This is a genomic window from Streptomyces sp. NPDC030143 (genome assembly GCF_055573695.1).
Genome location: NZ_JBVIAY010000021.1, coordinates 72,879 through 95,839, shown reverse-complemented (window position 1 = coordinate 95,839; position 22,961 = coordinate 72,879). Strand labels below are relative to the sequence as shown.

Annotated in this window: 24 protein-coding genes; 12 read left to right on the top strand and 12 right to left on the bottom strand. The window is 72.8% G+C overall.

Features of this window, described 5'->3' with window-relative positions; genetic code table 11:
- Positions 1–7 precede the first annotated feature (7 nt).
- Positions 8–367, bottom strand: a complete 360-nt coding sequence (locus ACZ4YY_RS29645; RefSeq protein ID WP_030494815.1) for an NADH-quinone oxidoreductase subunit A — start codon at positions 365–367, stop codon at positions 8–10.
- A 712-nt stretch (positions 368–1,079) separates the two neighbouring features.
- Between ACZ4YY_RS29645 and ACZ4YY_RS29640 the strand changes: the two genes are divergently transcribed.
- Positions 1,080–1,916: a C40 family peptidase gene (locus ACZ4YY_RS29640; RefSeq protein WP_468297040.1), complete on the top strand. Its 837-nt coding sequence runs from the start codon at positions 1,080–1,082 to the stop codon at positions 1,914–1,916.
- A gap of 708 nt (positions 1,917–2,624) precedes the next feature.
- On the opposite strand, the gene ACZ4YY_RS29635 is transcribed toward ACZ4YY_RS29640, so the two are convergent.
- Positions 2,625–3,920: a geranylgeranyl reductase family protein gene (locus tag ACZ4YY_RS29635; RefSeq protein WP_468297037.1), complete on the bottom strand. Its 1,296-nt coding sequence runs from the start codon at positions 3,918–3,920 to the stop codon at positions 2,625–2,627.
- A gap of 97 nt (positions 3,921–4,017) precedes the next feature.
- Between ACZ4YY_RS29635 and ACZ4YY_RS29630 the strand changes: the two genes are divergently transcribed.
- Entirely contained in the window at positions 4,018–4,572 is a 555-nt protein-coding gene (locus ACZ4YY_RS29630; protein ID WP_468297034.1) for a GNAT family N-acetyltransferase, read from the top strand.
- Between the two features lie 94 nt (positions 4,573–4,666).
- On the top strand, positions 4,667–4,981 hold the full coding sequence (locus ACZ4YY_RS29625; RefSeq protein ID WP_468297031.1) for a PASTA domain-containing protein: 315 nt from the start codon (positions 4,667–4,669) through the stop codon (positions 4,979–4,981).
- A 25-nt stretch (positions 4,982–5,006) separates the two neighbouring features.
- Here ACZ4YY_RS29625 and ACZ4YY_RS29620 read toward each other — a convergent pair whose 3' ends face one another.
- The 4 genes from ACZ4YY_RS29620 to ACZ4YY_RS29605 form a co-directional block, all read right to left on the bottom strand.
- The gene (locus tag ACZ4YY_RS29620; RefSeq protein ID WP_468297028.1) at positions 5,007–5,702 is read right to left on the bottom strand and encodes a demethylmenaquinone methyltransferase; all 696 of its coding nucleotides are present in this window, start codon (positions 5,700–5,702) and stop codon (positions 5,007–5,009) included.
- A 205-nt stretch (positions 5,703–5,907) separates the two neighbouring features.
- Complete coding sequence (locus ACZ4YY_RS29615; protein WP_468297025.1) at positions 5,908–6,519, bottom strand: hypothetical protein; 612 nt, start codon at positions 6,517–6,519, stop codon at positions 5,908–5,910.
- Between the two features lie 7 nt (positions 6,520–6,526).
- The gene (mqnC, locus tag ACZ4YY_RS29610; protein ID WP_468297021.1) at positions 6,527–7,726 is read right to left on the bottom strand and encodes a cyclic dehypoxanthinyl futalosine synthase; all 1,200 of its coding nucleotides are present in this window, start codon (positions 7,724–7,726) and stop codon (positions 6,527–6,529) included.
- A 228-nt stretch (positions 7,727–7,954) separates the two neighbouring features.
- Positions 7,955–8,734, bottom strand: coding sequence for a prepilin peptidase (locus ACZ4YY_RS29605; protein ID WP_468297016.1), 780 nt, complete (start codon positions 8,732–8,734; stop codon positions 7,955–7,957).
- Between the two features lie 549 nt (positions 8,735–9,283).
- Here ACZ4YY_RS29605 and ACZ4YY_RS29600 point away from each other — a divergent pair.
- Both ACZ4YY_RS29600 and ACZ4YY_RS29595 read left to right on the top strand, forming a co-directional pair.
- Complete coding sequence (locus ACZ4YY_RS29600) at positions 9,284–10,234, top strand: hypothetical protein (protein ID WP_468297013.1); 951 nt, start codon at positions 9,284–9,286, stop codon at positions 10,232–10,234.
- Entirely contained in the window at positions 10,231–12,396 is a 2,166-nt protein-coding gene (locus tag ACZ4YY_RS29595; RefSeq protein ID WP_468297009.1) for a hypothetical protein, read from the top strand. The genes ACZ4YY_RS29600 and ACZ4YY_RS29595 overlap by 4 nt, the downstream gene beginning before the upstream one ends.
- Here the strand turns inward: ACZ4YY_RS29595 and ACZ4YY_RS29590 are convergent.
- Both ACZ4YY_RS29590 and ACZ4YY_RS29585 read right to left on the bottom strand, forming a co-directional pair.
- The gene (locus ACZ4YY_RS29590; RefSeq protein WP_468297005.1) at positions 12,389–14,278 is read right to left on the bottom strand and encodes a serine/threonine-protein kinase; all 1,890 of its coding nucleotides are present in this window, start codon (positions 14,276–14,278) and stop codon (positions 12,389–12,391) included. The genes ACZ4YY_RS29595 and ACZ4YY_RS29590 overlap by 8 nt on opposite strands.
- A gap of 105 nt (positions 14,279–14,383) precedes the next feature.
- Complete coding sequence (locus ACZ4YY_RS29585; protein WP_468297000.1) at positions 14,384–15,232, bottom strand: menaquinone biosynthetic enzyme MqnA/MqnD family protein; 849 nt, start codon at positions 15,230–15,232, stop codon at positions 14,384–14,386.
- A gap of 286 nt (positions 15,233–15,518) precedes the next feature.
- Between ACZ4YY_RS29585 and ACZ4YY_RS29580 the strand changes: the two genes are divergently transcribed.
- A complete protein-coding gene (locus ACZ4YY_RS29580) occupies positions 15,519–15,722 on the top strand; it encodes a cold-shock protein (RefSeq protein WP_003992177.1) in 204 nt (67 codons plus the stop codon).
- Positions 15,723–15,968: 246 nt separating this feature from the next.
- Here the strand turns inward: ACZ4YY_RS29580 and ACZ4YY_RS29575 are convergent, their stop codons facing one another.
- On the bottom strand, positions 15,969–16,541 hold the full coding sequence (locus ACZ4YY_RS29575; protein ID WP_468296997.1) for a helix-turn-helix domain-containing protein: 573 nt from the start codon (positions 16,539–16,541) through the stop codon (positions 15,969–15,971).
- Between the two features lie 68 nt (positions 16,542–16,609).
- On the opposite strand from ACZ4YY_RS29575, the gene ACZ4YY_RS29570 reads away from it, so the two are divergent.
- From ACZ4YY_RS29570 to ACZ4YY_RS29555, 4 genes are read left to right on the top strand one after another with little or no spacing between them, the layout of a single operon-like run.
- Positions 16,610–17,299: an AzlC family ABC transporter permease gene (locus tag ACZ4YY_RS29570; protein WP_468296994.1), complete on the top strand. Its 690-nt coding sequence runs from the start codon at positions 16,610–16,612 to the stop codon at positions 17,297–17,299.
- Positions 17,296–17,613, top strand: coding sequence for an AzlD domain-containing protein (locus ACZ4YY_RS29565; protein ID WP_468296991.1), 318 nt, complete (start codon positions 17,296–17,298; stop codon positions 17,611–17,613). The genes ACZ4YY_RS29570 and ACZ4YY_RS29565 overlap by 4 nt, the downstream gene beginning before the upstream one ends.
- 12 nt (positions 17,614–17,625) lie before the next feature.
- Positions 17,626–17,871 (top strand): glycine zipper domain-containing protein, encoded by a 246-nt coding sequence (locus ACZ4YY_RS29560; protein ID WP_468296987.1) that lies wholly within the window; start codon positions 17,626–17,628, stop codon positions 17,869–17,871.
- 9 nt (positions 17,872–17,880) lie between these two features.
- On the top strand, positions 17,881–18,531 hold the full coding sequence (locus tag ACZ4YY_RS29555; protein WP_468296983.1) for a class I SAM-dependent DNA methyltransferase: 651 nt from the start codon (positions 17,881–17,883) through the stop codon (positions 18,529–18,531).
- Positions 18,532–18,729: 198 nt separating this feature from the next.
- Here the strand turns inward: ACZ4YY_RS29555 and ACZ4YY_RS29550 are convergent, their stop codons facing one another.
- On the bottom strand, positions 18,730–19,146 hold the full coding sequence (locus tag ACZ4YY_RS29550) for an ATP-binding protein (RefSeq protein WP_468296981.1): 417 nt from the start codon (positions 19,144–19,146) through the stop codon (positions 18,730–18,732).
- A gap of 132 nt (positions 19,147–19,278) precedes the next feature.
- Between ACZ4YY_RS29550 and ACZ4YY_RS29545 the strand changes: the two genes are divergently transcribed.
- Positions 19,279–20,142: a helix-turn-helix domain-containing protein gene (locus tag ACZ4YY_RS29545; RefSeq protein WP_468296978.1), complete on the top strand. Its 864-nt coding sequence runs from the start codon at positions 19,279–19,281 to the stop codon at positions 20,140–20,142.
- On the top strand, positions 20,139–20,384 hold the full coding sequence (locus ACZ4YY_RS29540) for a DUF397 domain-containing protein (protein ID WP_468296975.1): 246 nt from the start codon (positions 20,139–20,141) through the stop codon (positions 20,382–20,384). Before ACZ4YY_RS29545 ends, ACZ4YY_RS29540 begins: the two co-directional genes overlap by 4 nt.
- On the opposite strand, the gene ACZ4YY_RS29535 is transcribed toward ACZ4YY_RS29540, so the two are convergent.
- Positions 20,362–20,862 (bottom strand): hypothetical protein, encoded by a 501-nt coding sequence (locus ACZ4YY_RS29535; RefSeq protein ID WP_468296973.1) that lies wholly within the window; start codon positions 20,860–20,862, stop codon positions 20,362–20,364. The two genes, ACZ4YY_RS29540 and ACZ4YY_RS29535, sit on opposite strands and share 23 nt — an antisense overlap.
- A complete protein-coding gene (locus ACZ4YY_RS29530) occupies positions 20,859–22,778 on the bottom strand; it encodes an AMP-dependent synthetase/ligase (RefSeq protein ID WP_468296969.1) in 1,920 nt (639 codons plus the stop codon). Before ACZ4YY_RS29530 ends, ACZ4YY_RS29535 begins: the two co-directional genes overlap by 4 nt.
- Positions 22,779–22,961: the final 183 nt, after the last annotated feature.

Here is a 22,961-nt window from a genome sequence, read left to right as displayed (position 1 = left end):
AGGCCCCTCAGTCCCATTCCAGGCCGCCGCGCCGCCACACGTACGCGTAGGCGACGAAGACGGTGAGCACGAAGAGCAGCATCTCCACGAGCCCGAAAAGCCCCAGGGCGTCGAAGGTGACGGCCCAGGGGTAGAGGAAGACGATCTCGATGTCGAAGACGATGAAGAGCATCGCCGTCAGGTAGTACTTGATGGGGAAACGCCCGCCGCCGGCCGGCGTGGGGGTCGGTTCGATACCGCACTCGTAGGCCTCGAGCTTGGCGCGGTTGTACCGCTTCGGACCGATCAGCGTGGCCATGACCACGGAGAAGATCGCAAAGCCTGCCCCGAGGGCTCCCAGTACGAGGATGGGCGCATACGCGTTCACCGCTCCTCGCTCCTCTCAGTCGGCACTGACTGCTGGCGATGGCATCGAGCTCACAGCCGCCCCACACGCCCCACGAACCCCGGTCGTCCCGGCGAAGATCGCGAACATGTGAAGCAGGTCACAAGCCCAACTGCCTCGCATCTTATGCCTGCCGGTCTGTGATCTGCGACACGGGGTATTGCACAAGCTTTGTGATCTCCACCACCTGACGAAGGATCATGAAGTCATATCAGCGGTGATCTTCGTACGAGATGCGTCAGAGTGATCACAAGAAGTGACATTTACGTTCGTCGTCGCAGGTCGCGCGCTGCGTCTCAATATCAAGAGAGTTCCTCTGCATGCAAATTCGCGCTGGACCCGGTGCCCTGATAGAGGCTGCGTTCACACATCAGGGGGAGCTCGGGGGCGGAGTGTGGACACGTGCACGCGTTCACGAGCGGAGCCGAGCGGTCCGTTCGCGCGGGACGCGGGTGTCGGGGTAACCGTTCCGTGACCTCCGCCACATCGGCCAGGGGTGCCCAAGAACCGGGCTTGGCCAACGGCCCCAACCGGTGGTAAGCGCGGGGCAATTCGGGCGTAACGACGAAAGCCCATGATCACAGGCTTGATCACCTGCGTCCGCAATGTCCGTCACGGCGTCAATAAAGGGTGACGTGGGAGGTGTTCGGGCCGCCGTTGAACAATTGTGGCGCAGCACACGTTTCTTGAAGGTATGGAGGAGCCCCTGATACCGCTTGTACCCATGTCCCACACCGCTCACATACGCAGCCACCGGAAACCCCGCCGCAGCGCGTCGACGATCGCGATGCGGGCCGGAGTCGCCAGTGGTGTCCTCGGCACGCTGGCCGTCGCCACGGCGGCAGGATCGGCCAACGCCGCCGAGCCGGTGACGCAGACGCTCGAAATGCCCGTGTTCACGGGTGACCTGGCCACCCAGGTCGCACAGTCCGCGCAGGCCACGCAGCAGGCCGCCGCGAACTACCAGCTCCAGGCCGAGCGTGACGCGGCCGCCGCCGCAGCGGCCAAGGAGGCCGCGAAGGACCTCGCCGCCGCCAAGAAGGCCGAGGCGAAGAAGAAGGCCGAGGAGGCCCGTCGGGCCGCCGCCGAGGCCGCCGCCTCCCGCTCCGAGGAGCGGACCGTCCTGTCCACGTCGTCGTCCTCGTCCGCGTCGACGACCGCCTCCGCCCCGGCGAGCGGCAGCGTGGCGACGGTCATCTCCTTCCTGAAGGCGCAGTTGGGCGACGCCTACGTCATGGGCGCCACCGGCCCCAACGCGTGGGACTGCTCCAGCCTCGTGCAGGCCGCGTTCCGTCAGGTCGGTGTGGACCTGCCGCGTGTCTCGCAGGACCAGTCGATGGCCGGCACCGACGTGTCGCTGTCCGACCTTCAGGTCGGCGACATCCTCTACTGGGGCGGGAAGGGTTCCGCCTACCACGTGGGCGTCTACATCGGGAACGGCCAGTACCTGGACGCGGCCAACCCCTCCAAGGGCGTGGTGATCCAGGACCTGTCCGGGTACCCGGCGTCGGGTGCCGTGCGCGTGCTCTGATCCGAGCCGCACACCTCGCACGGACAGCACACTTCAGACGAATCACACACAGCGCACGAACAGCGCACAACGCACGAGACACGACGCACAGCGCACGAACCACGCACAACGCACCGGCGGTGCAGAGTGCGCGAACCACGCACAACGCACGGATGACGCATGTCGCGCGGGTCGTCACAGATCGCGCGCAGTGCGACGATGCGCCGTAAGGGCCGCAGCCGCTCGGGGGCAGCGGCCCTTGTCGCTCTCCGGCATCCTCGGGTCGGACCGGTCGGAACTCCCACGGCCGTCCGCGAGTTGACGGAGGGACAGACAGCCCGCGACGGACGTGCCGGCCGCCCGGGCAAGCGCGCGAAAATCCCGGGTGCCCTCGATGACGAGCGGCCGGCCGTCCTTGTCGAACCCCCGCACCACCGCCCGGGACCGGCCACCGCGACGGACGCGCGGCCATCCTTGTCGAACCCCCGCACCACCGCCCGGGACCGGCCACCGCGACGGACGCGCGGCCGTCCTTGTCGGACCCCCGTACCACCGCCCGGGGCCCGGGACCGGCCACCGCGACGGACGCGTCTGCCTGGACCGGCCGTTGTGCCGGGAGCGCGGGGAGGCGATGCGGCAGTGACGGCCCGGCGCGACGAGGTCCTCGTGCGCCGGGCAACGGGCTGCGGACTCCTGACGGCCGGGCCCCGAGGTCGGGTCCCTGACCCGTCAGGCCTTCGGGGCCACCTTGCTCAGGCCGTTGATGATGCGGTCCATCGCGTCGCCGCCCGTCGGGTCGGTCAGGTTCGCGAGCATCTTCAGGGTGAACTTCATGAGCAGGGGGTGCGTCAGGCCGCGCTGGGTCGCGATCTTCATGACCTTCGGGTTGCCGATGAGCTTCACGAAGGCGCGGCCCAGCGTGTAGTAGCCGCCGTAGGTGTCCGCGAGGATCCGCGGGTAGCGCTGGAGGGCCAGTTCGCGCTGGCCGGGGGTGGCGCGGGCGTGGGCCTGGACGATGACGTCGGCGGCGATCTGCCCGGACTCCATGGCGTAGGCGATGCCCTCGCCGTTGAAGGGGTTCACCAGGCCGCCTGCGTCGCCGACCAGCAGCAGGCCCTTGGTGTAGTGCGGCTTGCGGTTGAAGGCCATGGGCAGGGCGGCGCCGCGGATGGGGCCGGTCATGTTGTCGGGCGTGTAGCCCCAGTCCTCCGGCATGGACGCGCACCAGGCCTTCAGCACCTCGCGCCAGTCGAGTTCCTTGAAGGAGTCGGAGGTGTTGAGGACGCCCAGGCCGACGTTGCTGGTGCCGTCGCCCATGCCGAAGATCCAGCCGTAGCCGGGCAGCAGACGGTCCTCTCCGGGGCCGCGGCGGTCCCAGAGCTCCAGCCAGGACTCCAGGTAGTCGTCCTCGTGGCGCGGGCTGGTGAAGTACGTGCGGACGGCGACGCCCATCGGGCGGTCCTCGCGGCGGTGCAGGCCCATCGCCAGGGAGAGCCGGGTGGAGTTGCCGTCGGCGGCGACCACGAGCGGGGCGTGGAAGGTGACCTCACGCTTGTCGTCGCCCAGCTTGGCGTGCACGCCGGTGATGCGGCCGGTGCGGTCGTCGACGATCGGGGCGCCGACGTTGCAGCGCTCGTGGAGGCGGGCGCCGGCCTTCTGGGCCTGGCGGGCGAGCTGCTCGTCGAAGTCGTCGCGCTTGCGGACGAGGCCGTAGTCGGGGAAGGAGGCGAGATCCGGCCAGTCCAGCTGGAGGCGCACACCGCCGCCGATGATCCTCAGGCCCTTGTTGCGCAGCCAGCCGGCCTCCTCGGAGATGTCGATGCCCATGGCCACGAGCTGCTTCACCGCGCGCGGGGTGAGACCGTCACCGCACACCTTCTCGCGTGGGAACGCGGTCTTCTCCAGCAGGAGTACGTCGAGTCCGGCCTTGGCGAGGTGGTACGCGGTCGTGGAGCCGGCCGGCCCCGCGCCGACGACGATCACATCGGCGCTGTTTTCGGAGAGAGGCTCAGTCACGACGGTCACGGCGGGATCTCCCCAAGTTCGACAAGTGCGTGCCGACCGGCACTGGACATGGGCAGTCTATTCAGCAGAATTGATCACCCGGCTGAAGGGCTGCCCCGTGAACCGAGTTCTCCCCGAAGTACGGTTGCGCGTCCCCACGGACGAGGACGCGGTGGCCTGGCACCGGGTCTTCGACCACCCGGACGTCATGGAGTTCCACGGCGGCCGGTCGGCGGGGCTGTCGGTCTACGAGGAACTCACCGCCCGCCAGCGCAGACACGACGCCGAGCGCGGCTTCTGCCTGTGGACCGTGCTCGACGAGTCGGGCGGGGTCATCGGCTTCACCGGCGCCCAGCCCTGGGAGCGCGCCTGGGGCCCGACCGGCGAGATCGAGATCGGCTGGCGGCTCGGCCGGGAGTACTGGGGCCGCGGATACGTCACGGCCGCCGCGCGGATCACCCTGGAGCGGGTGCGGGCGGCGGGGGTGCCGGCCGTCGTGGCCATGGTCGACGCGGGCAACGCCCGCTCGATCGCGGTGACCCGGCGGCTCGGGATGCGGCTTGCCGAGGTGTTCACGACACCGCAGTCCCGGCGCGAGGGCCACTGCTACCGCCTCGACCTCCAGCCGCCCCGGCACCCGGAAGTCACCGTCGGTAGCCGACTGTCACAGTAAGCCATCGAGCGCTTCCGGACGTCACCCCGGGGCGGTTACCCTTCCAGTACCGCTGGGGGTGACATCTGTGCTCATACGGCCCAAAACACCCGAAGTGCGCGTGCCCAGACTTGTCGGTCTGATGGCCATGGACGCGCGCGAGGCGGCCACGGCAGGAGGAGTGCTGCTGGCCGCACCCGACCGGCCCGACTTCCACCGCACCGTCGTCGACTACGTCGTACGGCAGTACCCGCCGCCCGGGGCCGAGGTGCCGCGCGGCGCGGTCGTCACCGTGTGGTTCGACTTCGCCGAGGGCGAGGGCGGCGGAGGTTCGGGCGTGCGCGAGCCGCGTCTGCCGAGCCCGGGCGGGGGCGGCATGCGGCGCGAGCTGGACCAGCCGGGAGACGCCTTCGAGACGGCCGCCGGGTGAAACCGGCGGCCGCGACGCCGGGTGCTCAGCTCTCCTTGAAGCCCCGGTGCAGGGCGACCACGCCGCCGGTCAGGTTGCGCCAGGCGACCTTCGACCAGCCGGCCTTGCGCAGGTGCTCGGCCAGCGCGGGCTGGTCGGGCCAGGCGCGGATGGACTCGGCGAGGTAGACGTACGCCTCGGGGTTGGAGGACACCGTGCGTGCGACGGGGGGCAGGGCCCGCATCAGGTACTCGGTGTAGACGGTGCGGAAAGGCGCCCAGGTGGGGTGCGAGAACTCGCAGATCACGACCCGTCCGCCGGGCCGCGTCACCCGGTACATCTCGCGCAGCGCGCCGTCGAAGTCCTGGACGTTGCGCAGGCCGAAGGAGATCGTGACGGCGTCGAAGGTGTCGTCCCTGAACGGCAGCCGCGTCGCGTCGCCCGCCGTGAACGGCAGCCAGGTGTGCTTCCTCTTGCCCACCTGGAGCATCCCGAGGGAGAAGTCGCAGGGGACGACGTAGGCGCCGGTGCGGGCGAAGGGCAGGGACGAGGTGGCCGTGCCGGCCGCCAGGTCGAGGATCTTCTGCGCGGGGCGGGCGTCGACCGCCCGGGCGACTTCCTTGCGCCACCTCCGGTCCTGGCCGAGCGAGAGGACGTCGTTCGTCAGGTCGTACCGTTCCGCCACGTCGTCGAACATCGAGGCGACTTCGTGCGGCTGCTTGTTCAGGGAAGCGCGGGTCACCCGCCCATTGTGGCAAAGCCGCACCGGGGGTCGTGCCGGAGGTGGATCGTCACCGCCGCATGACGCCCGTGGAGGGGCGGAGCGGGCCGGCCCAGGCGCAGGCGCAGGTGGGGTGGGCGACGCGGACCCTGGCGAGAACCGGCGAGGACGCGGGCGAGAACCGGTGAGGACGCGGGCGAGAACCGGTGGGGGAACGAGGCGCGGGCTATCGCCGGCGGTACACCAGGCGGCCCTCGACCACCGTCGCCACGCAGGTCGCGGCGCCGCGCTCGGGGAGGGCCGCCTCGTCCGGGACGTCGAAGACCGCGAAGCGGGCGGCGGAGCCGGGCTCCCTCGGCGGGGCGAACTCCACCGGCAGACCGCTCGCGAAGGGGTCGAGCGAGGGCACCCCGTCGGGGCGGCCCAGCCGGCCCACCACTGCGAGGCCCGAGCGCTGTACGGCGTCGCGCACCGCGCGGTTGCGCAGGGGGGTGCAGGCCGCCGCGACGGTGCCGTGCGCCAGCATGCGCTGTACCGCGCGCCGGGCGCTGCCGCCCCAGCGGACGTCGTCGAGGGACGGCGCCATGGCCGCCAGCGCCTCCCCGGTCAGCGGCTCGGTGCCGAGGTCGTCGGCCTCGCGCGGGTCCGGGTGGTAGGCCTCCTCCAGCAGCTCCGTGCCGTGCAGGTTGACGAGGCCGGGTGTGAGGATCCCGGGCCACTGCCGCACCCGCGCCCGGGGATGCGCGGCGACGAGTTCCTGGAGGGGTCCGATCCCGGCGATCCAGGCCCCCTGGACGGCGAACGCCCGTCCCGTGGTGTCGGCGTGAAGAGTCAGCAAGGCCGGGTCAGTTGGACGCGAGGATCTTCAGCTCGGGGTGCGCCGTGCCGCCCGCGATCGCCGTCGAGGAGATGTGGGAGGCGACGCGCTCGTCGACGGGGTCGTTCGCCGGGTCGTCGTGGACGACCAGGTGCTCGTACGTCGTGGAGCGCTGCGCCGGGACGCGGTCCGCCTTGCGGATCAGGTCGATGATCTCCATGCGGTTGGAGCGGTGCTTGGCGCCGGCCGAGGAGACGACGTTCTCCTCCAGCATGATCGAGCCCAGGTCGTCCGCGCCGTAGTGCAGGGACAGCTGGCCGATCTCCTTGCCCGTCGTCAGCCACGAGCCCTGGATGTGGCGGACGTTGTCGAGGAAGAGACGGGCGATCGCGATCATCCGCAGGTACTCGAAGAGCGTGGCCTGGGTGCGGCCCTTCAGGTGGTTGTTCTCGGGCTGGTAGGTGTACGGGATGAAGGCCCGGAAGCCACCCGTCCGGTCCTGTACGTCACGGATCATGCGCAGGTGCTCGATGCGCTCGGCGTTGGTCTCGCCGGTGCCCATCAGCATCGTCGACGTCGATTCGACGCCGAGGTTGTGCGCGGCCTCCATGATCTCCAGCCAGCGCTCGCCGGACTCCTTCAGGGGCGCGATCGCCTTGCGGGGGCGCGCGGGGAGGAGCTCCGCGCCTGCGCCCGCGAAGGAGTCGAGGCCCGCCGCGTGGATGCGCTGGATCGCCTCCTCCACGCTCACCTTCGAGATCCGCGCCATGTGCTCGACCTCGCTCGCCCCCAGGCTGTGGATGACGAGCTGCGGGAACGCCTCCTTGATGGCGGAGAAGTGCCGCTCGTAGTACTCCACGCCGTAGTCCGGGTGGTGCCCGCCCTGGAACATGATCTGGGTGCCGCCCAGCTCCACGGTCTCCGCGCACCGGCGCAGGATGTCGTCGAGGTCGCGGGTCCAGCCCTTGGCCTTGTCCTTGGGGGCCGCGTAGAAGGCGCAGAACTTGCACGCCGTGACGCACACGTTCGTGTAGTTGATGTTCCGCTCGATGATGTACGTCGCGATGTGTTCGGTCCCGGCGTACAGCCGGCGGCGTACGGCGTCGGCGGCGGTGCCCAGGGCGTGCAGGGGCGCGTCGCGGTAGAGGTCGAGCGCCTCCTCCGGGGTGATCCGCCCGCCTGCGGCGGCACGGTCGAGCACAGACTGGAGGTCGGCCTTCTCGGTCACCGGAGCGTCCCTTTCGTCAAGGGTTGTGGATCGTCAGGGGTTGACGGACGGACCGAACCAGCCTACGCCAGCCCTTTCCGGGCCCGGACCTCAGGCCGCGTCCGTGCGGGTGCCGGAACTCGGAGCCCCCTGGGGGCGGCTGGTCCGGGGCCGGCGGCGAGTTTTGGGGTGGTGCTCGCGACGACGGCCGGACATGGGCCACGAGCGCATGGAACGGGACATCAGAAACTAGGCGCTGCCGTACGCGCCGACCAGCAGCCCGAGGAACGTCCCCGTGATCAGGAAGGGACCGAACGCGATGGCCGTACGGCGCCCGGCCCGCCCCGCCACGACGAGCGCACCGCCGTACAGCGCGCCGAGCACCAACCCGGCCAGGGTGCCCAGCATGACGGTGGGCCAGCCGTACCAGCCGAGGACGGCGCCCGCGCCGAGCGCCAGCTTCACGTCGCCGTAGCCCATGCCGTCCGGGTTGAGCAGGTGCAGCACGAGGTAGCCGGCGCCCAGGCCGAGGCAGCCCAGCAGGGAGGTCGTCCAGTCCCCGGCGTGTCCGGGCAGCAGCGCGGCCGCTCCCAGCAGGGCCGGGACGCCGGCGGCGAGCGGCAGGGTGAGCGGGTCGGGCAGCCGCCGCACCCGCACGTCGACGACCGCGAGCAGCACCCCGACGGGCACCAGCAGCAGCCACACGACGAGTTCGGGCCGGACGCCGGTGGCGAGGGCGACGGCGACGGCGACGAGGCCGGTGCCGACGGGAAGGCACGGACCCGCGGGACCGTACGACGCCGCGCAGACCCGGCAACGGGCCCGCCCCACCCAGCCGCGCACGGGGTGCCCGTCGGGGCAGTGGCGCAGCCAGCCGGGGTCCTCCGCGGCCTCCTCGTCCTCGTCCGCCTCCCGCAGTGGCACGGAGAACCGGTAGACGGCCCGCGGCAGCACCGCTCCCGTCACCGCCCCCCACACGGCGGCGGCCACGGCGATCAGCAGGACGTCGTTCGACAGGGTGAGGTTCATGGGCGCGTCGAGCCTACCGGCGCGTGGGACGTCCGTAACCGGCTGAACCGCTTCGGCCCGACTTCGGTCCCCAGGGCCCGAGTTGGGGGAACCACTCCCCCGCCGACGGGACGGGCGGGGAGGCTCGGATCCCGGCGGGCTCCCGGGGCGGGGCGCCCTCCGGGGGCGGCGAGTCGCGTGGGGCGGCCCGGGCGTCCGGCGCCGCGGAGGTCGCCGGGCCGGTGTTCGCGCGCACGGCGGACCGGGTGGCCGCCCTCGCGGACGTCGTCCGAGCGGCTCCTCGGCCGGGCGAGCCCGGCGGCGACGTCTCCCCCGAGCTCTGGGCAGCCGTCGCACGGAAGCGAAGCCCTTCCGAGCGTTCGTCTCCGTCGGCATGACAGTCCGTCCGGGCGCGCCGCAACGGCTCTGGGCGGTCATCCGGGAAGCCTCCGGGAGGCGGTCGGCGTGGCTCTCGGAGTGCCGCCCTGAATCCTCCACACTTCGCTCACGCGGCCCCTCCGGGGTCGTGAAACGGCCGTGCCATGATCCCCAGGTGTGGCACTTCTTCCGGTGAGCAGAGGGACCCTGGCGACCGACGCGCGGGTATGGGCGGCGGTTCGGACGATCGGCGCGCGGCACGGCGTCGACTACACGGACGACGCGGGCGTGCGCGAGCTGCTCGCGGAGCGCCGGGCGGCCGTGGAGGCGACGCAGCACGGCTGGGCGGCCTGGGTGGGCGGCCTCGCGTTGACGGCGGGCGTGATCTGGCCGTTCGCGGTGCACATGGTGCCGTCCCTCGCCGCCCGGCTGCCCCTGGCGTACGCCCCTGCGGGTCCGCTGCTCGTCGTCGCCGTGGCCGCCCTCACCGCCCTGCGCCTGCGCTGGAAGCGCGAGCTGACGCACCCCGCGCTGGTCGGGTACCGGGAGGTCCTGGCCGTGGCCCGCGCCCACGGCCTGCCCCTGACCCGGATCCCGGCCTGGCTGGAGGGGAAGTCGTACGGCGGCACCGGGAAGGGGGCGGTACCGGTACCGACGTACCCGCCGGCGACGCCCGCACCGACGGCACCGACGGCACCGGCAACGCCGGGAGCGCACGCGCCGGCGGCCCCCGTGCCCGCCGTGCCGCCCGCCGTTCTCGCCTACGAGAAGGCCGTCGACGAGGGCGGCTGGCACGACGAGGCCGGCTGGCTGCTGCTCTTCGCCGGGGCGATCGGGGCGGGCTGGGGCTGGTCGCAGGACCGGCCCGTCGGTCTGGCCGCCCTCGTCCTCGTCCCGCTCGCCGTTTGGGTCTGGCTGGCCGGCCGCCGCCAGGGCAGGGAGAAGGAACGGCTCCGCGCGGAGGCCCTCGCCCACGTCCACGCCCTCACCCGGGCCCAGGCGGCCGGCGCCCCGGCACCGGAACTCCCGCCCGCGCTGCGGCGGTTGCTGGACGAGGAGGAGCAACTCGGCCGCCCCGGCGGCCCACAGCACCCGCAGCACGCCCGGCACCCGCAGCACCCGCAGAGCGAGAGCACCCCGTGAGTACCGCGACCGGAACCGGGACCGGAACCCGCCCGCGTCCCCGACAGCCCCGACGTCCCCTGAGCCGCCTCCTCGCCCTCCTCTCCGTCGCCCTCCTCTCCCTCGCCGCCCCCTGCGCCCCCGCGACAGCCGCGACGACCGCCACCGCGACGATCACCACCACCCGGCCCCCGGCAACCCCACCCGCCCCCCACCCGGCAGCCGCCACCGCCGCCGACATCGCCGCCCAGGCCGACCACCTCGCCGACCGGCTCCGGGCGAACCCCGTCCACGTCACCGACCAGCTCCCGCGCGCGGTCCCCCGTTCCACCGCCCCTGAGTTCGCGGCGCTCGCGCGGCGGACCGGGGTGCCGACGTACGTGATGGTGCTGCCGGGGTCCAGCGGCGTGGACGGCACACGGCTGATCGCCGCCGTGCACGACCGGTTGGCCCGGGACGGGCTGTACGTGCTCGTCGACGACGTGTCGGTGCGGGAGGCCACCGCCTTCGGCGTCCGCGCGCCCGTCGCGGACGCCCTGACGGCGACCAGGTACGAACTGCCCCACGACGCCGGCCCCCTTCTCGGTATGGAACGGTTCACGGAGGTCGTCGCCCAGGGCGCCGCGGAGGCGGCAGCACGGGCGGAGAGGGCGCGCGCGCAGCACGGCGGCGACGGGGACGGCCCCCCGGAGATGTACATCGGCCCCACGGACCGCGACAACCAGTCCTTCCTCACGGGCATCCTGCTGACCGCCGTCCCGCTGTCGCTGGCGGCCGTGACGGGGTACGTGCGGCGGTGGCGGCGGCGTCTGCCCCTGACCGTGCGGGTGGCGACGCGGTCGCCCCGCGGGTCGTGGTTCGCGCCCGTGTCGGCCGTGCTCGCCGCCGGGGCGGTCGCGCTCACCGCCGCCCTCGTCTTCGACCAGACACGCACCGGTGCCGCGCCCGCGCCCACCGCCGCCGACCTGTCCGCGCGGGTCGACCGGGTGGCCGCCGGGCTGGCGGAGGACCCGGTGTACCAGGATCCCGAGAGCCCTCGGATGCTGGACGAGGCGCAGGTCGACGGCGTGCGCGAGCGCATCCGCGCCTTCGCCGGCTCGGACGGCGGCGGGCCCGTGTACGTCGCCGTCGTCGCGCAGACGAGCGAGGACGAGTCGGCCGGGGATCCTGGCCTGTTCGCCGCGTCGGTGCGGGAACGGCTGGGCGAGGACGGGGTGTACGTCGTCGCCGACCCGAGCAGCGGCTTCATCGACGTGTTCAACCACGGTCTGCGTCTCGACGGCGACCGTCTCGCCTTCGACCTCCCGGAGTCCGTCGCGTACGGCGACGAAGCGGCGGACGAGGCCGACGACCACCTGCTGGGCGAGCGGCTCGACCGGCTGATGACGTACCTGGACGACTCCCCGCGCACCGCCGAGCCGGACACGCCCGTCGATCCCGCACCGGCTCCCGACCCGGTGGCGCAGACCACGCTCCGCCCTCTGTTCTCCGGCGACTTCCTGCCCGGCCTGCTGCTGGGCGCCGCGGGCGCGGGGGCCCTGCTCGTGCTCGTCGCGGGCGGCCTGGGCGTCACCGGCGCGGTTCTGCGGCGCCGGCACCCGGAGCCGCTGCCGACCGAGCTGCTGCCGTACACCGCGCCCGCCGAGCCGTCACCGTCCTACCTGCACCTGGTGGCGCGGAGCGAACTCATGACCCTGACGCGGCAGTTGGAGGCCCGGCGCGTGGACGTGGCGGCCGCCGCGCCCCGGCTGCGGGAGTGCCTGGACGCCGCGCTCCTCCTCGTCGGCGGTGACGCCGCCCGGCTCGACGACCCCGCGACCGCTCCGCGGGACCCGGCGGCCCTGGTGGCCGTGACGGTCCTCGCCCGGGCGGGCCGGGCCGCGCTCGCCGGGCAGGTGGACGACGCGTGCTGCGGCGTGAACCCGCTGCACGGCCCGGCGGTCGCCCGGCACCACGTGCGGGTCGCGGCCGAGGGTCCGCACCGGCGGATGCTTCCGGTGTGCGCGGAGTGCAAGGACCTGGCCGTCGCGGAGCCGCGCACGATCCCGGCGCTGCTGCTGCGGCTGCCCGGCGCGCGGGAGCCGTACTTCGACGGCGAGGGCCCCCTGTCGGCCGTGCCGCGGGGTGTCGCGGGGCTGGTCGCCGCCGTGCGGGCGCAGCGGAGCGGGGCGGCGGCTACCTGACCTTCGCCATGCGGGCCACGGGGTTGCCCTCCGCCGCGCTGTCGGAGGAGTAGGTGAGGTCGTCGCCCGTGGGGGTGAGGCGGATGGTGTGGGGCTCGGGATTGCAGCCGGCGTGGTTGCTCTCGTCGCCCACGGACGTGGCGACGACCTCCCGGTCCGTGACCTGCTTCAGGGTGAGGACATCGAGACAGACCCCGCCGAGCAGGTCGGTCTGCCGCAGCCGTCCCAGCTCGCCGCCCACGGCGGCCCGCTGGACCGTCAGCCGGAAAGTCCCCATCGGCAGCTTGCCGTCGAGCCCGCTGCCCGGGCCCTCCCAGGTGCCGAGGTAGCGCTCGGGCAACGCGGCGGGCCCCGCGCCGACGCTCGCACTGGCACTGGCACTTGCGCTGGCACTCGCGCTGGCGCTCGACGTGGCCGCCGGCGGTGCCGAATAGGCGTCACCGGTCGGGTCGCCCTCGTTCCCGCCACCACCCTCCCCCGGCAGCAGGTCGAACAGGAACACCGAGCCCAGCGTGACCGCCGCCATCGCCCCGGCGACGGCCAGCGCGACGGTGCAGCTCAGTCGCCGCCCGCGGCCGCCCTCACCCGGCGTCGCGGCGGCCGCCACGGTCACGGAGACCCGCCCCGGCTGCTCGTCGGCGTCGCGGGGCGCGGGAACCGCGTCGACCGGCGGCGACACCATCACTGGCGGCGGCCCGAACTCCCCCACGGTCACGGGCGCCTTCACCTCCGCCCCCGCCGAACCGCCGTCCGGCGCCCTCCCCTCCGCCGGGCCTCCGTCGGCCACCGCCGAACCGCCGGCCCCCACCCCTGCCCCGCCCCCCGCCGAAGCGGAGTCCTTCCCCGCCGGCGCAGAGGCCTCCCCCGCCGACACGCCGCCGCCCCCCGCCGAGAGATCCCCACCCCCCAGCGAAGGACTGCTGAAGCCGACCGGTCCGGACACCGGTCCCGCAAGCGGGGCGGGCCCGCCGGCCGGGCCCGCCCCGGCCGCCTCCAGGTTCAGCAGCGCGACGGCGCTCCGCCCCACCTGTTCCACCACCGGCCCCGGCAGCCAGCCGTCCGCCACCAGCCGTGCCGTGCCGCGCGGAGCGAGCCAGCGGGCCACCTCGGCGGGGGCCGGCCGGGCGGACGGGTTCTTGTCCAGGCACGCCGCCACGACCTCCCGCAGCTCACCGTCGAGCGCGCCGAGCACCGGTTCCTCGTGGACGACCTTGTAGAGCAGGGAGGCCGAGGAGTCCCCGGGGAAGGGCGGCTCGCCGGTCGCGGCGTACGCCAGGACCGCCCCCAGCGAGAAGACGTCGGCGGCGCCCGCGACCCCCTCGCCGAGGATCTGTTCGGGTGCCATGTAGCCGGGGGAGCCGACCGACACGCCGGTCGACGTCAGGGACGCGGTGCCGTCGGTGGCGCGTGCGATGCCGAAGTCGATCAGGAGGGGGCCGTCGACGGTGAGCAGGACGTTGGACGGCTTGACGTCCCGGTGGACCAGTCCGAGGTCGTGCACCGCCGCCAGCGCCTCGGCGAGGCCGGCCCCCAGCACCCGGGCGGTGTGGTCGGGCAGCGCGCCGCCGCCGGCGACGGCGGCGGCGAGGGAGGGACCCGCCGCGTACGCGGTGGCGACCCAGGGGACCGGCGCCTCGGGGTCGGCGTCCAGCACGGGCGCGGTCCAGGCGCCTCCGACCCGCCGGGCGGCCTCGACCTCGCGCCGGAAGCGGGCGCGGAACTCCTCGTCGAGCGCGAGGTGCGGGTGGACGATCTTCACGGCGACCGTGCGGCCGCCGCCGCTGCGTCCCACGTAGACGCGGCCCATCCCGCCGGAGCCGAGCCGGCCGAGCAGCCGGTAGGGCCCCACGGCGGTGGGTTCGTCGGCTCCCAGCGGCTGCATGACGTCCACCCTGCGTCCCCCTTGCCCCGTGCGCCTCACCCCGTCCGCCCGGCCGGTCGGCCGGCCGGTTCCGGCCGGCACTCCAGCAGGGTAGTGACCGCGCGGTCACGGCTGAAGCAGGTCCACCTTCACGTCGGCGGGGAAGCCGGTCGTCGGCCCGACGCGCCGGGCGAACTCCGTCACGGCCTCCAGCTGGGGCGCGCCGAAGCGGAAGTCGAGGGTGGTGAAGTACCGCTCCAGGACGCTTTCGTCGAAGGCCTCCCAGCGGGCCGCCTGTTCGGCGACCTTGCCGACCTCCTCCAGGGAGAGGTTGCGGGAGGCGAGGAAGGCCTCGTGGACCCGCCGGGTGATGACCGGTTCGCGCTCGAGGTAGTCGCGGCGGGCGGCCCACACCGCGAAGACGAACGGCAGGCCGGTCCACTCCTTCCACAGGGCGCCGAGGTCGTGCACCTGGAGCCCGTACCGGGGCCCGTCCAGCAGGTTGGCGCGCAGGGCCGCGTCGCCGATGAGGACGGCCGCGTCGGCCTCCTGCATCATCAGGCTCAGGTCGGGCGGGCACGTGTAGTACTCGGGCCGGACGCCGAAGCGGTCGGACAGCAGCAGCTGGGCCAGGCGCACGGAGGTGCGGGAGGTGGAGCCCAGGGCGACCCGGGCGCCGTCCAGCCGGTCCAGCGGGACCTGGGACACGATCACGCAGGACATCACCGGGCCGTCGCATCCGACGGCGATGTCGGGGAAGGCGACCAGGTCGTCCGCGTTCTTGAGGAACTCGACGAGGGTGATCGGACCGATGTCGAGGTCACCGTGCACCAGCCGCTCGCTGAGCTTCTCCGGGGTGTCCTTCGTGAGCTCGAAGTCGAGGAGCGTGCCGGTTCTCGCGAGCCCCCAGTACAGGGGCAGGCAGTTCAGGAACTGGATGTGTCCGACGCGCGGCCGGGTGCGGGGATTGTCCACATCGCGAGGCTAGACCCCGGGGGGTGCGCCGCGGAGTCCGCCCCCCGGGGCAACCCGTTCACGGGGTCTTCAAACCTCCGGGTGACGTGATCTTGACCTCTGTTGCATTCGGCTGCCCGCGTGCTAGGCTCGCCGCAAGTTGCAGTTTGGTTTCCCTTGCAGTACAGAGCCTGCGGAGCATGTGACCGCGGGCTCTCGTCGTTTTCAGAAGTATGCAGTTGTGCAGCACTGTTTTCACACTTGCAGGTTCTGGAGCAGGGCAACCCTTTGGGCCCAAGGAGGGCTTATGGCTACCGGAACCGTTAAGTGGTTCAACGCCGAAAAGGGCTTTGGCTTCATCGCCCAGGAAGGCGGCGGCCCCGACGTCTTCGTCCACTACTCCGCGATCAACGCCTCGGGTTTCCGCTCCCTCGAAGAGAACCAGCAGGTCTCCTTCGACGTGACCCAGGGCCCGAAGGGCCCGCAGGCGGAGAACGTCACCCCCGTGTGATCGTTCTTCCCGTGTGATCGTCCTGCGTGTGAACGCAGTCTGAGTGCAGTACCCAAGGAGCCCCGCGCCGTTCGGCCGGGGCTCCTGCCTTTCCCGGCCCCGGCCCCTCGACTTCCGGTCCTGGCTCCTCGATCTCCGGTCCTGGCTCCTCGATCTCCGGCCCCTGGGCCTCCGGCCCCTTTCGGACGCGGCCGGCCAGGTGAATTCCCGGCGAACTCTCCCCCTCGCCCCTCTCCGGCGGCCGTCTCACACGTGCTGCATCACGAGCACGAACGTCGTCCCCGGCTCCAGCGCCTCGTACAGATGGGGGACGTCCCCCCGGTACGTCAGGTAGTCCCCGGGGTCCAGTTCCACCGTCTCGCCCACCGGCCCGGCCTTCACCCGCCCCGTGCTCACGATCAGGTGCTCGACCGTGCCCGGGATGTGCGGCTCCGACGCCCGGACCGCACCCGGCTCGGCCCTCAGGTGGTAGAGGTCGCGCCGGGCGCCGGGCGGGCTGGCCGACAGCAGGGTGGCGACGTAGTCGGCCTGATCCGAGGCGACCGCGGGTCCCCGGCCGGCGCGGACCACCCGCACGGCCGGGGCCGGCGGCTCCACCAGCACGCTGAAGGGGACGCCCAGCGCCACGGCCAGGGCCCAGACCGTCTCCACGCTCGGGTTCCCGCTCGCCGCCTCCAGCTGGGACAGCGTGGACTTCGCGATGCCGGCCCGTTTGGCGAGTTCGGACAGGGAGAGCCCGACCCGGGTGCGTTCACGACGCAACGAGGCGGCGATCCAGTCGAGGGGCAGGCGGGGGGGCGGGGGGGCGGCCTCGGTCATGTCGTTCGCTCCATCGGTATGTTCGTTCGCCTTGACGAACACCATCGTCTCTGTTCATTGTAGGAAACATGCGTTCGCTTCTCCGAACACCCTCGTTGCTCCGAAACCCGCTGGTCCGCGACAGTTCCCTGGTCTGGCTCGCCAGTGGTGTCGTCGGCGTCTCCTTCGGGGCGATCTCCGTCGCCGGGGGCCTGCCGGTGTGGGTGCCCGTGGTGATGTCCCTCGTCGTGTACGCGGGCTCCGCCCAGTTCAGCGCGGTGGGGGTGCTGCTGGCCGGCGGCGGTCCGGTCGCCGCCGCGGTGACCGGGCTGCTGCTCAACACCCGGACGGCCGCCTTCAGTCTCGCCGTCGCCGACCTCCTCGGCCCCGGCCGGGCGGCCCGCCTCCTCGGCGCGCACCTGGTGACCGACGAGACGGTCGCCTTCGCGCTCGCGCAGCCGGACCCGGCGCGGCGGCGGACGGCGTTCTGGGTCTCCGGCCTCGGCCTGTTCGCCGTGTGGAACGTGGGCGTGCTCGCCGGGGCGCTGGCCGGCGGGGCCCTCGGCGACACCGCCGCCTACGGCCTCGACGCCGCCTTCCCCGCCGTCCTCGTCGCCCTGGTCCTGCCCGCCCTGCGCGCGGACCGGCCGCTGCGGCGGGCGGCGTCCGTGGGTGCCGTCGTCGCCCTGGCGGCGACCCCCGCCGTCCCCGCCGGTGTCCCGGTGCTGCTGGCGCTCGCCGGGCTGTTTCTGTACGGCCGCGGGAAGGCCGCCGTATGAACGCGTCGGTCGTGGCGGTGATCCTGGTGCTGGCGGTCGGGACGTACGCCTTCCGGCTGGTCGGGCCCGCGCTGCACGGGCGGGTCGACCTGCCCGCCCGGGTGCAGGAGGTGCTGTCGGCGGGTGCGGTGGTGCTGCTGGTCGCGCTGCTGGCGACGGGGGCGCTGGCCGAGGGCGGCGGCTTCGCCGGGTGGGCCCGGCCGGCCGGGGTGCTGGTGGGCGCGGTCCTGGCCTTGCGGCGGGCGCCGTTCCCGGTGGTGGTGCTGGGGGCGGCCGTCTCAACGGCTTTGCTGCGCGCGGCGGGTGTGGCATGACAAGCTGATCATGTGGACAACTCCGAACAGCAGGACAACCCCTCTCCCGCCCCCCGCACGCCGGTGAACACACTGGCGCTCGGCATCTCGGCCGGCACGGCCGTCGGCGTCGCGCTCGGACTGACCGTCTTCGACAACCTCGGGCTCGGGCTCGCCCTGGGCCTGGGGCTGGGCACGGCCCTCGGCCTGGGCGCGGGCGCCGCCCGCGGACGCGGCGACAGCGGCGAGGAGGGTCCGGGGCTGCCACCGCAGTCATAGGCTCCGGCCATGACCGACACCGACTTCCTCACCGCCACCCGTACCTTCTATGACGCGATCGCCGAGGACTACGCCGACCGCTTCGGTGGCGCGATGGCGTTCAGGCCGATGGACCGCGCCGTGCTCGCGGCGTACGCCGAACTCGTCGGCGACGGCGGGAGGGTGGCCGACCTCGGCTGCGGTCCGGGACGGGTGACCGGGTACCTCGCCGGGCTGGGGCTCGCGATGTCCGGGCTGGACCTGTCGGAGTCGATGCTCGCGATCGCCCGGCGCGAGAACCCGGGGATCCCGTTCGCCCGGGGTTCGATGCTGGAGCTCGACGGCCATGCGGACGGTTCCCTCGACGGGGTCGTCTCCTGGTACTCCTCCATCCACACGCCGGTGGACCGGCTCCCCGCCCTCTTCGCCGAGTTCCGCCGTGTGCTGGCCCCGGGCGGACATCTGCTGCTCGCCTTCCAGGTCGGCGACGAGCCGAGGCGCCACGACCGTCCGTGGGGCCACCCGGTGGCCCTGGACTTCCAGCGTCGCAGTCCCGACGCGATGGCGGATCTGCTGACGGCGGCCGGCTTCGCCCTCCGCTCCCGGACGGTCCGCGAGCCCGAACCCGAGCTCGACGAGCAGGTCCCGCAGGCCTACCTCATCGCCCGCCGGCCCGCCTAGGACGTGTTCTGCCGGGCCCGGGCCGGGCGGTGGTGCCCGCCCCCCGGCCCGGCCTTCCCCCGCCAGGCGGCGAGGGCCGTCTGCGCCCGGTCCCGCCGCCCGCCCCGCGGCCCCTGTCCCTGGGACGGGCCGTCCGCCACCGGGACGCGCTCGGCCCGCCGGCCCGGGCCGTCGCCGACACGGTCGTCGAGAGCTGCGCTACCCGAGCGCGATCTCGGCCCACACCGTCTTGCCGACGTCCCGCTCCGTGACGCCCCACGTCCTCGCCAGCACGGTGACCAGGATCAGCCCCCGGCCCCCCTCCTCCTGCGGGTCCCGCACGATCCGCAGCTTCCGGTCCCCGCGCGTGTCACTCACCTCGACACGCAGCGTGTCCTCCGGGAGCAGCATGAGACGCAGCTCGAAGTCCCGCCCCGGCACCCGGCCGTGCGTGACGGCGTTCGCCGCCAGCTCCGCGACGACGTGCTGCGCGATGTCGCTCACCTCGCCGTCGTGGGGGTAGCCCCAGGCGTCGAGCTGCTGCGCGGCCAGCCGCCGGGCCAGCCGGGCGCCGCGCGGAGTGGAGCTCAGACGCAGGGCGAGGGTGGAGATCTGGGTGGAGATTTGCGAGTTCACGTGACTCAGCGTGGTCCGTTGTCTCTACGCTGCCCAGGGGCGACCCGGCGACTCTGCGTAGCCGTACGGCTGCGCTTCGATCTTCGTACGGGCCGTCGGACGTGACCACGAGGACGTGAAGGCGGGTGGGGCGTGAAGGACGAACGGGAGCGGAGGCCGGAGACACCGGCGGAGGCGGACGGGACGACGGGGTTGTTCACCGCACTGGGGAAGATGCTGAAGCTCTTCCGCGAGCGGAAGGGGCTCACGCAGAAGGAGTTCGGCCAGTTGGTGGGGTACGGCCCCGACGCGATCTCCTCCATGGAACGGGGAGTGCGGCTCATCCGCCCGGAGGTGCTGGAGAGCGCGGACGAACTGCTGGACGCCGGGGGTGTGCTGAAGGAGGCGGTGCCCGAGGTGCGCGAGGCGATGGGGAGGGTTCGGACGCGGCATCCGGAGTGGTATCGGGGGTACGCGGCCATGGAGGCGGAGGCACTTGAGCTGCATCACTACTCCAACAATGCCGTGCACGGCCTCCTCCAGACGTGCGAGCACGCATACGCGGTGTTCGCGAAGCGACGGCCCTTCCTGAACGCGGAGACGATCGAGAGGCGAGTCGCCGACCGGCTCTCGCGACAGCAGATCTTCGAGCGCTGGCCCGCGCCCATCGTGAGCTACGTGGTCGAGGAGGCCGTGCTGGACCGGCCTATCGGCGGACGGGAGGTACACGCGGGGCAGTTGCAGCACCTGCTGAACGTGAGCCTTCGACAGAACGTCGAGATCCAGGTGATGCCGACCCGAGTGGACGAACACCCCAACCTGGGCAGTTCGTTCAACCTGCTGACGCCCAAGAAGCACGCCCAGGTGGCATACACCGAGGCCCAGGGCTACCCCCGGCTGATCACCGACCCGGAAGAGGTCCGCAAGATCGCTGACCGCTGTGGAATTATGCGAGCGATGGCTCTCTCGCCCAGGGAGACCCGCACGTTGATCGAAAAGAAGCTGGAGGAGCTATGAGCAGCGAGGGCCTCACCTGGTTCAAGTCCAGCTACAGCGACGGCGAAGGCGGGGACTGCCTGGAGGCCGCCTACACCTGGCGCAAGTCGACCCACAGCGACGGCGAAGGCGGCGAGTGCCTCGAGGTCGCCGTCTGCCCCGACACCGTCCATGTCCGCGACTCCAAGAACCCCAGCGGGCCCCGCATCGGTCTCTCCCCCACCGCCTGGGCGGACTTCCTCACGCACGCCGGGGCGGTCTGACGCGTCGCCACGTGTCCTCCGTCAGCACGGTCGGCGCCGCCCATGCCGTCTCGAACGCCTCGCGGGCGAAGACGAAGGGGCCGATCCCGAGCTCTCCCCACTGCTCGCGCTGCGGCTGCCGGAAGGACGACCAGGTGATCGTCGTCGGCGTCACCGTGATCCGGGCGAGCAGCGGCCAGCACTGCCAGATGCCGCACGGGCAGCCGAGGAGCGGGGCGCTGTCGGCGGCGGTGCCGAAGTGGTGGGGGCGGTCGGCGAGGTCCGGTACGCCGAGGCCGTCGTACTGGTCGCGCAGCGTCTCGGCGAGCTCGGCCTCGTCGTCCTCGTCCTCGAACTCGCCCTCCAGTTCCCGCCGCCACAGCTCCCGTGTCGCCTCCGCCGCGTACGCGCGCAGGTCCCTGTCGTCGACCCGGACGCCCCAGAGCAGGGAGACCGGGTCCTCGGACCAGGGGTACTGGAAGAACTCGACGGTGTTCACGGTCCCTGGGTATACAGGCTTTCCACCGTCTGGGCGAAGTCCCGCATGATCGCCTCGCGCCGCAGCTTCATCGACGGCGTGAGGTGGCCGTCCGTCTCGGAGAAGTCCCGGGGCAGCACGGCGAACCGGCGGATCGACTCCGGGCGGGACACCAGCTTGTTGGCCTCGTCGATCGCGCGCTGGAGGACGGCGTACAGCTCCTCGTCGCCGATCAGCAGCTCGACCGGCACCGGGTGCTTGCCGTTCATGTTGCGCCAGTGGGTGAGGCCGTCAGGGTCGATGGTCAGCAGCGCGGAGACGTAGGGGCGGCCGTCGCCGAGGACCATCGCCTGGGAGATGAGGGGGTGCGAGCGCAGCCAGTTCTCCAGCGGGGCGGGGGCGACGCTCTTACCGCCCGCCGTGATGATCATCTCCTTCTTGCGGCCGGTGATGGTGAGGTAGCCCTCGTCGTCGAGTTCGCCGATGTCCCCGGTGGCGAGCCAGCCGTCGGGGGCGGCGGACACGACACCGCCCGCCGCCGGGTCCCAGTAGCCGCGCAGGACGTGGTCGCCGGCGATGAGGATCTCGCCGTCGGCGGCGATGCGGATCTTCGTGCCGGGCATCGGCCAGCCGACCGTGCCCAGGCGGGGCTTGAGCGGTGGCGTCACGGTCGACGCGCCGGTCGTCTCCGTCAGGCCGTAGCCCTCGTAGATCTCGATGCCGGCGCCGAGGTAGAACGCGGCGAGGCGGCGGCCGAGGGGCGAGCCGCCGCAGATGGCGTGCCGGACCCGGCCGCCCATGGCGTTGCGGATCCGGCGGTAGACCAGTGGATCGTAGAAGGTGCGGGCGGCGCGCAGGGTGGCGGCGGGGCCGTGCCCGGTGCCGGTCTTCTGCGCCTCGACGGCCTCGCCGTAGCGGACGGCGACGTTCACGGCGCGGTCGAAGGAGGTCAGCCGGCCGCCCGCCTCGGCCTTGGCGCGGGCCGTGTTGAAGATCTTCTCCAGCATGTACGGGATGGCGAGGAGACAGGTGGGTCTGAACGCGGCCAGGTCCGGGAGGAGGTGCTCGGACTTCAGGCTCGGCGCGTGGCCGAGGCGGACGCGGGCGCGGACGCAGGCGATGGCCACCATCCGGCCGAAGACGTGGGACATGGGGAGGAAGAGCAGGACGGACAGGTCCTCGCCGTCGGACTTGAACACCGGGTAGAGCAGTTCGATGGCGTTGTCGATCTCGGCGAAGAAGTTGCCGTGGGTGAGCGCGCAGCCCTTGGGGCGGCCGGTGGTGCCGGAGGTGTAGATGAGGGTGGCGAGGGTGTCGGGCACCAGCATGCCCCGGCGGACGTCGACCTCGGCGGTGGGCACGTGCTGCTCGCCCAGTTCGGCGAGGCGCTCGACGTGCCCCTTGTCGATGACCCAGACGTGCTCGAGGTCGGGCAGCCGGTCGCGTTCGGGGCCGAGGGCGGCCGCCTGGCCGACCGTCTCGGTGATCAGGGCGACGGCGCCGGAGTCCTGGAGGATCCAGCGGACCTGGAAGACGGAGGACGTGGGGTAGACGGGGACGGTGACCAGGCCGGCGGCCCAGGCGGCGAAGTCGAGCAGCGTCCACTCGTAGCGGGTGCGGGCCATGACGGCGACACGGTCGCCGGGCGTCAGGCCCTCGGCTATCAGCCCCTTGGCCACGGCGAGGACCTGCGCGGCGAACTCCGCGGCCGTGACGTCCAGCCACCGCCCCTCCTCGGTCCTGCGGCTGAGGACCACCGCGTCCGGGACGGCGGCCGCGTTGTCGAAGGGCAGGTCGGCGAGCGAGCCGTACGTCACGGGACGCGCGAACGGCGGAACGGACGCCTCCCGCACGGCCCCGTCCAGCCGTCGGGTCTCGGGTTCCACGAGGGCGCGGGGAGCGTCGAAGTCTGCGGAGGTGGAGTACGGGGTGGACACGGGCAGCTCCCTGGGCGTGCAGCGACGAACTGCTTGCTGCATGACGTACGTGCCTCACACGTCGAGGCGTTCAACCGGGACGGAACCGCAGAAAGGGGTTACCGACGGTTAGGTAGGGGATCGTACGGGGCCCACGTGTGGGGGGTGTGCGGGTTCGGGGGTGGTCCGGGGCCAGGCCTGTGC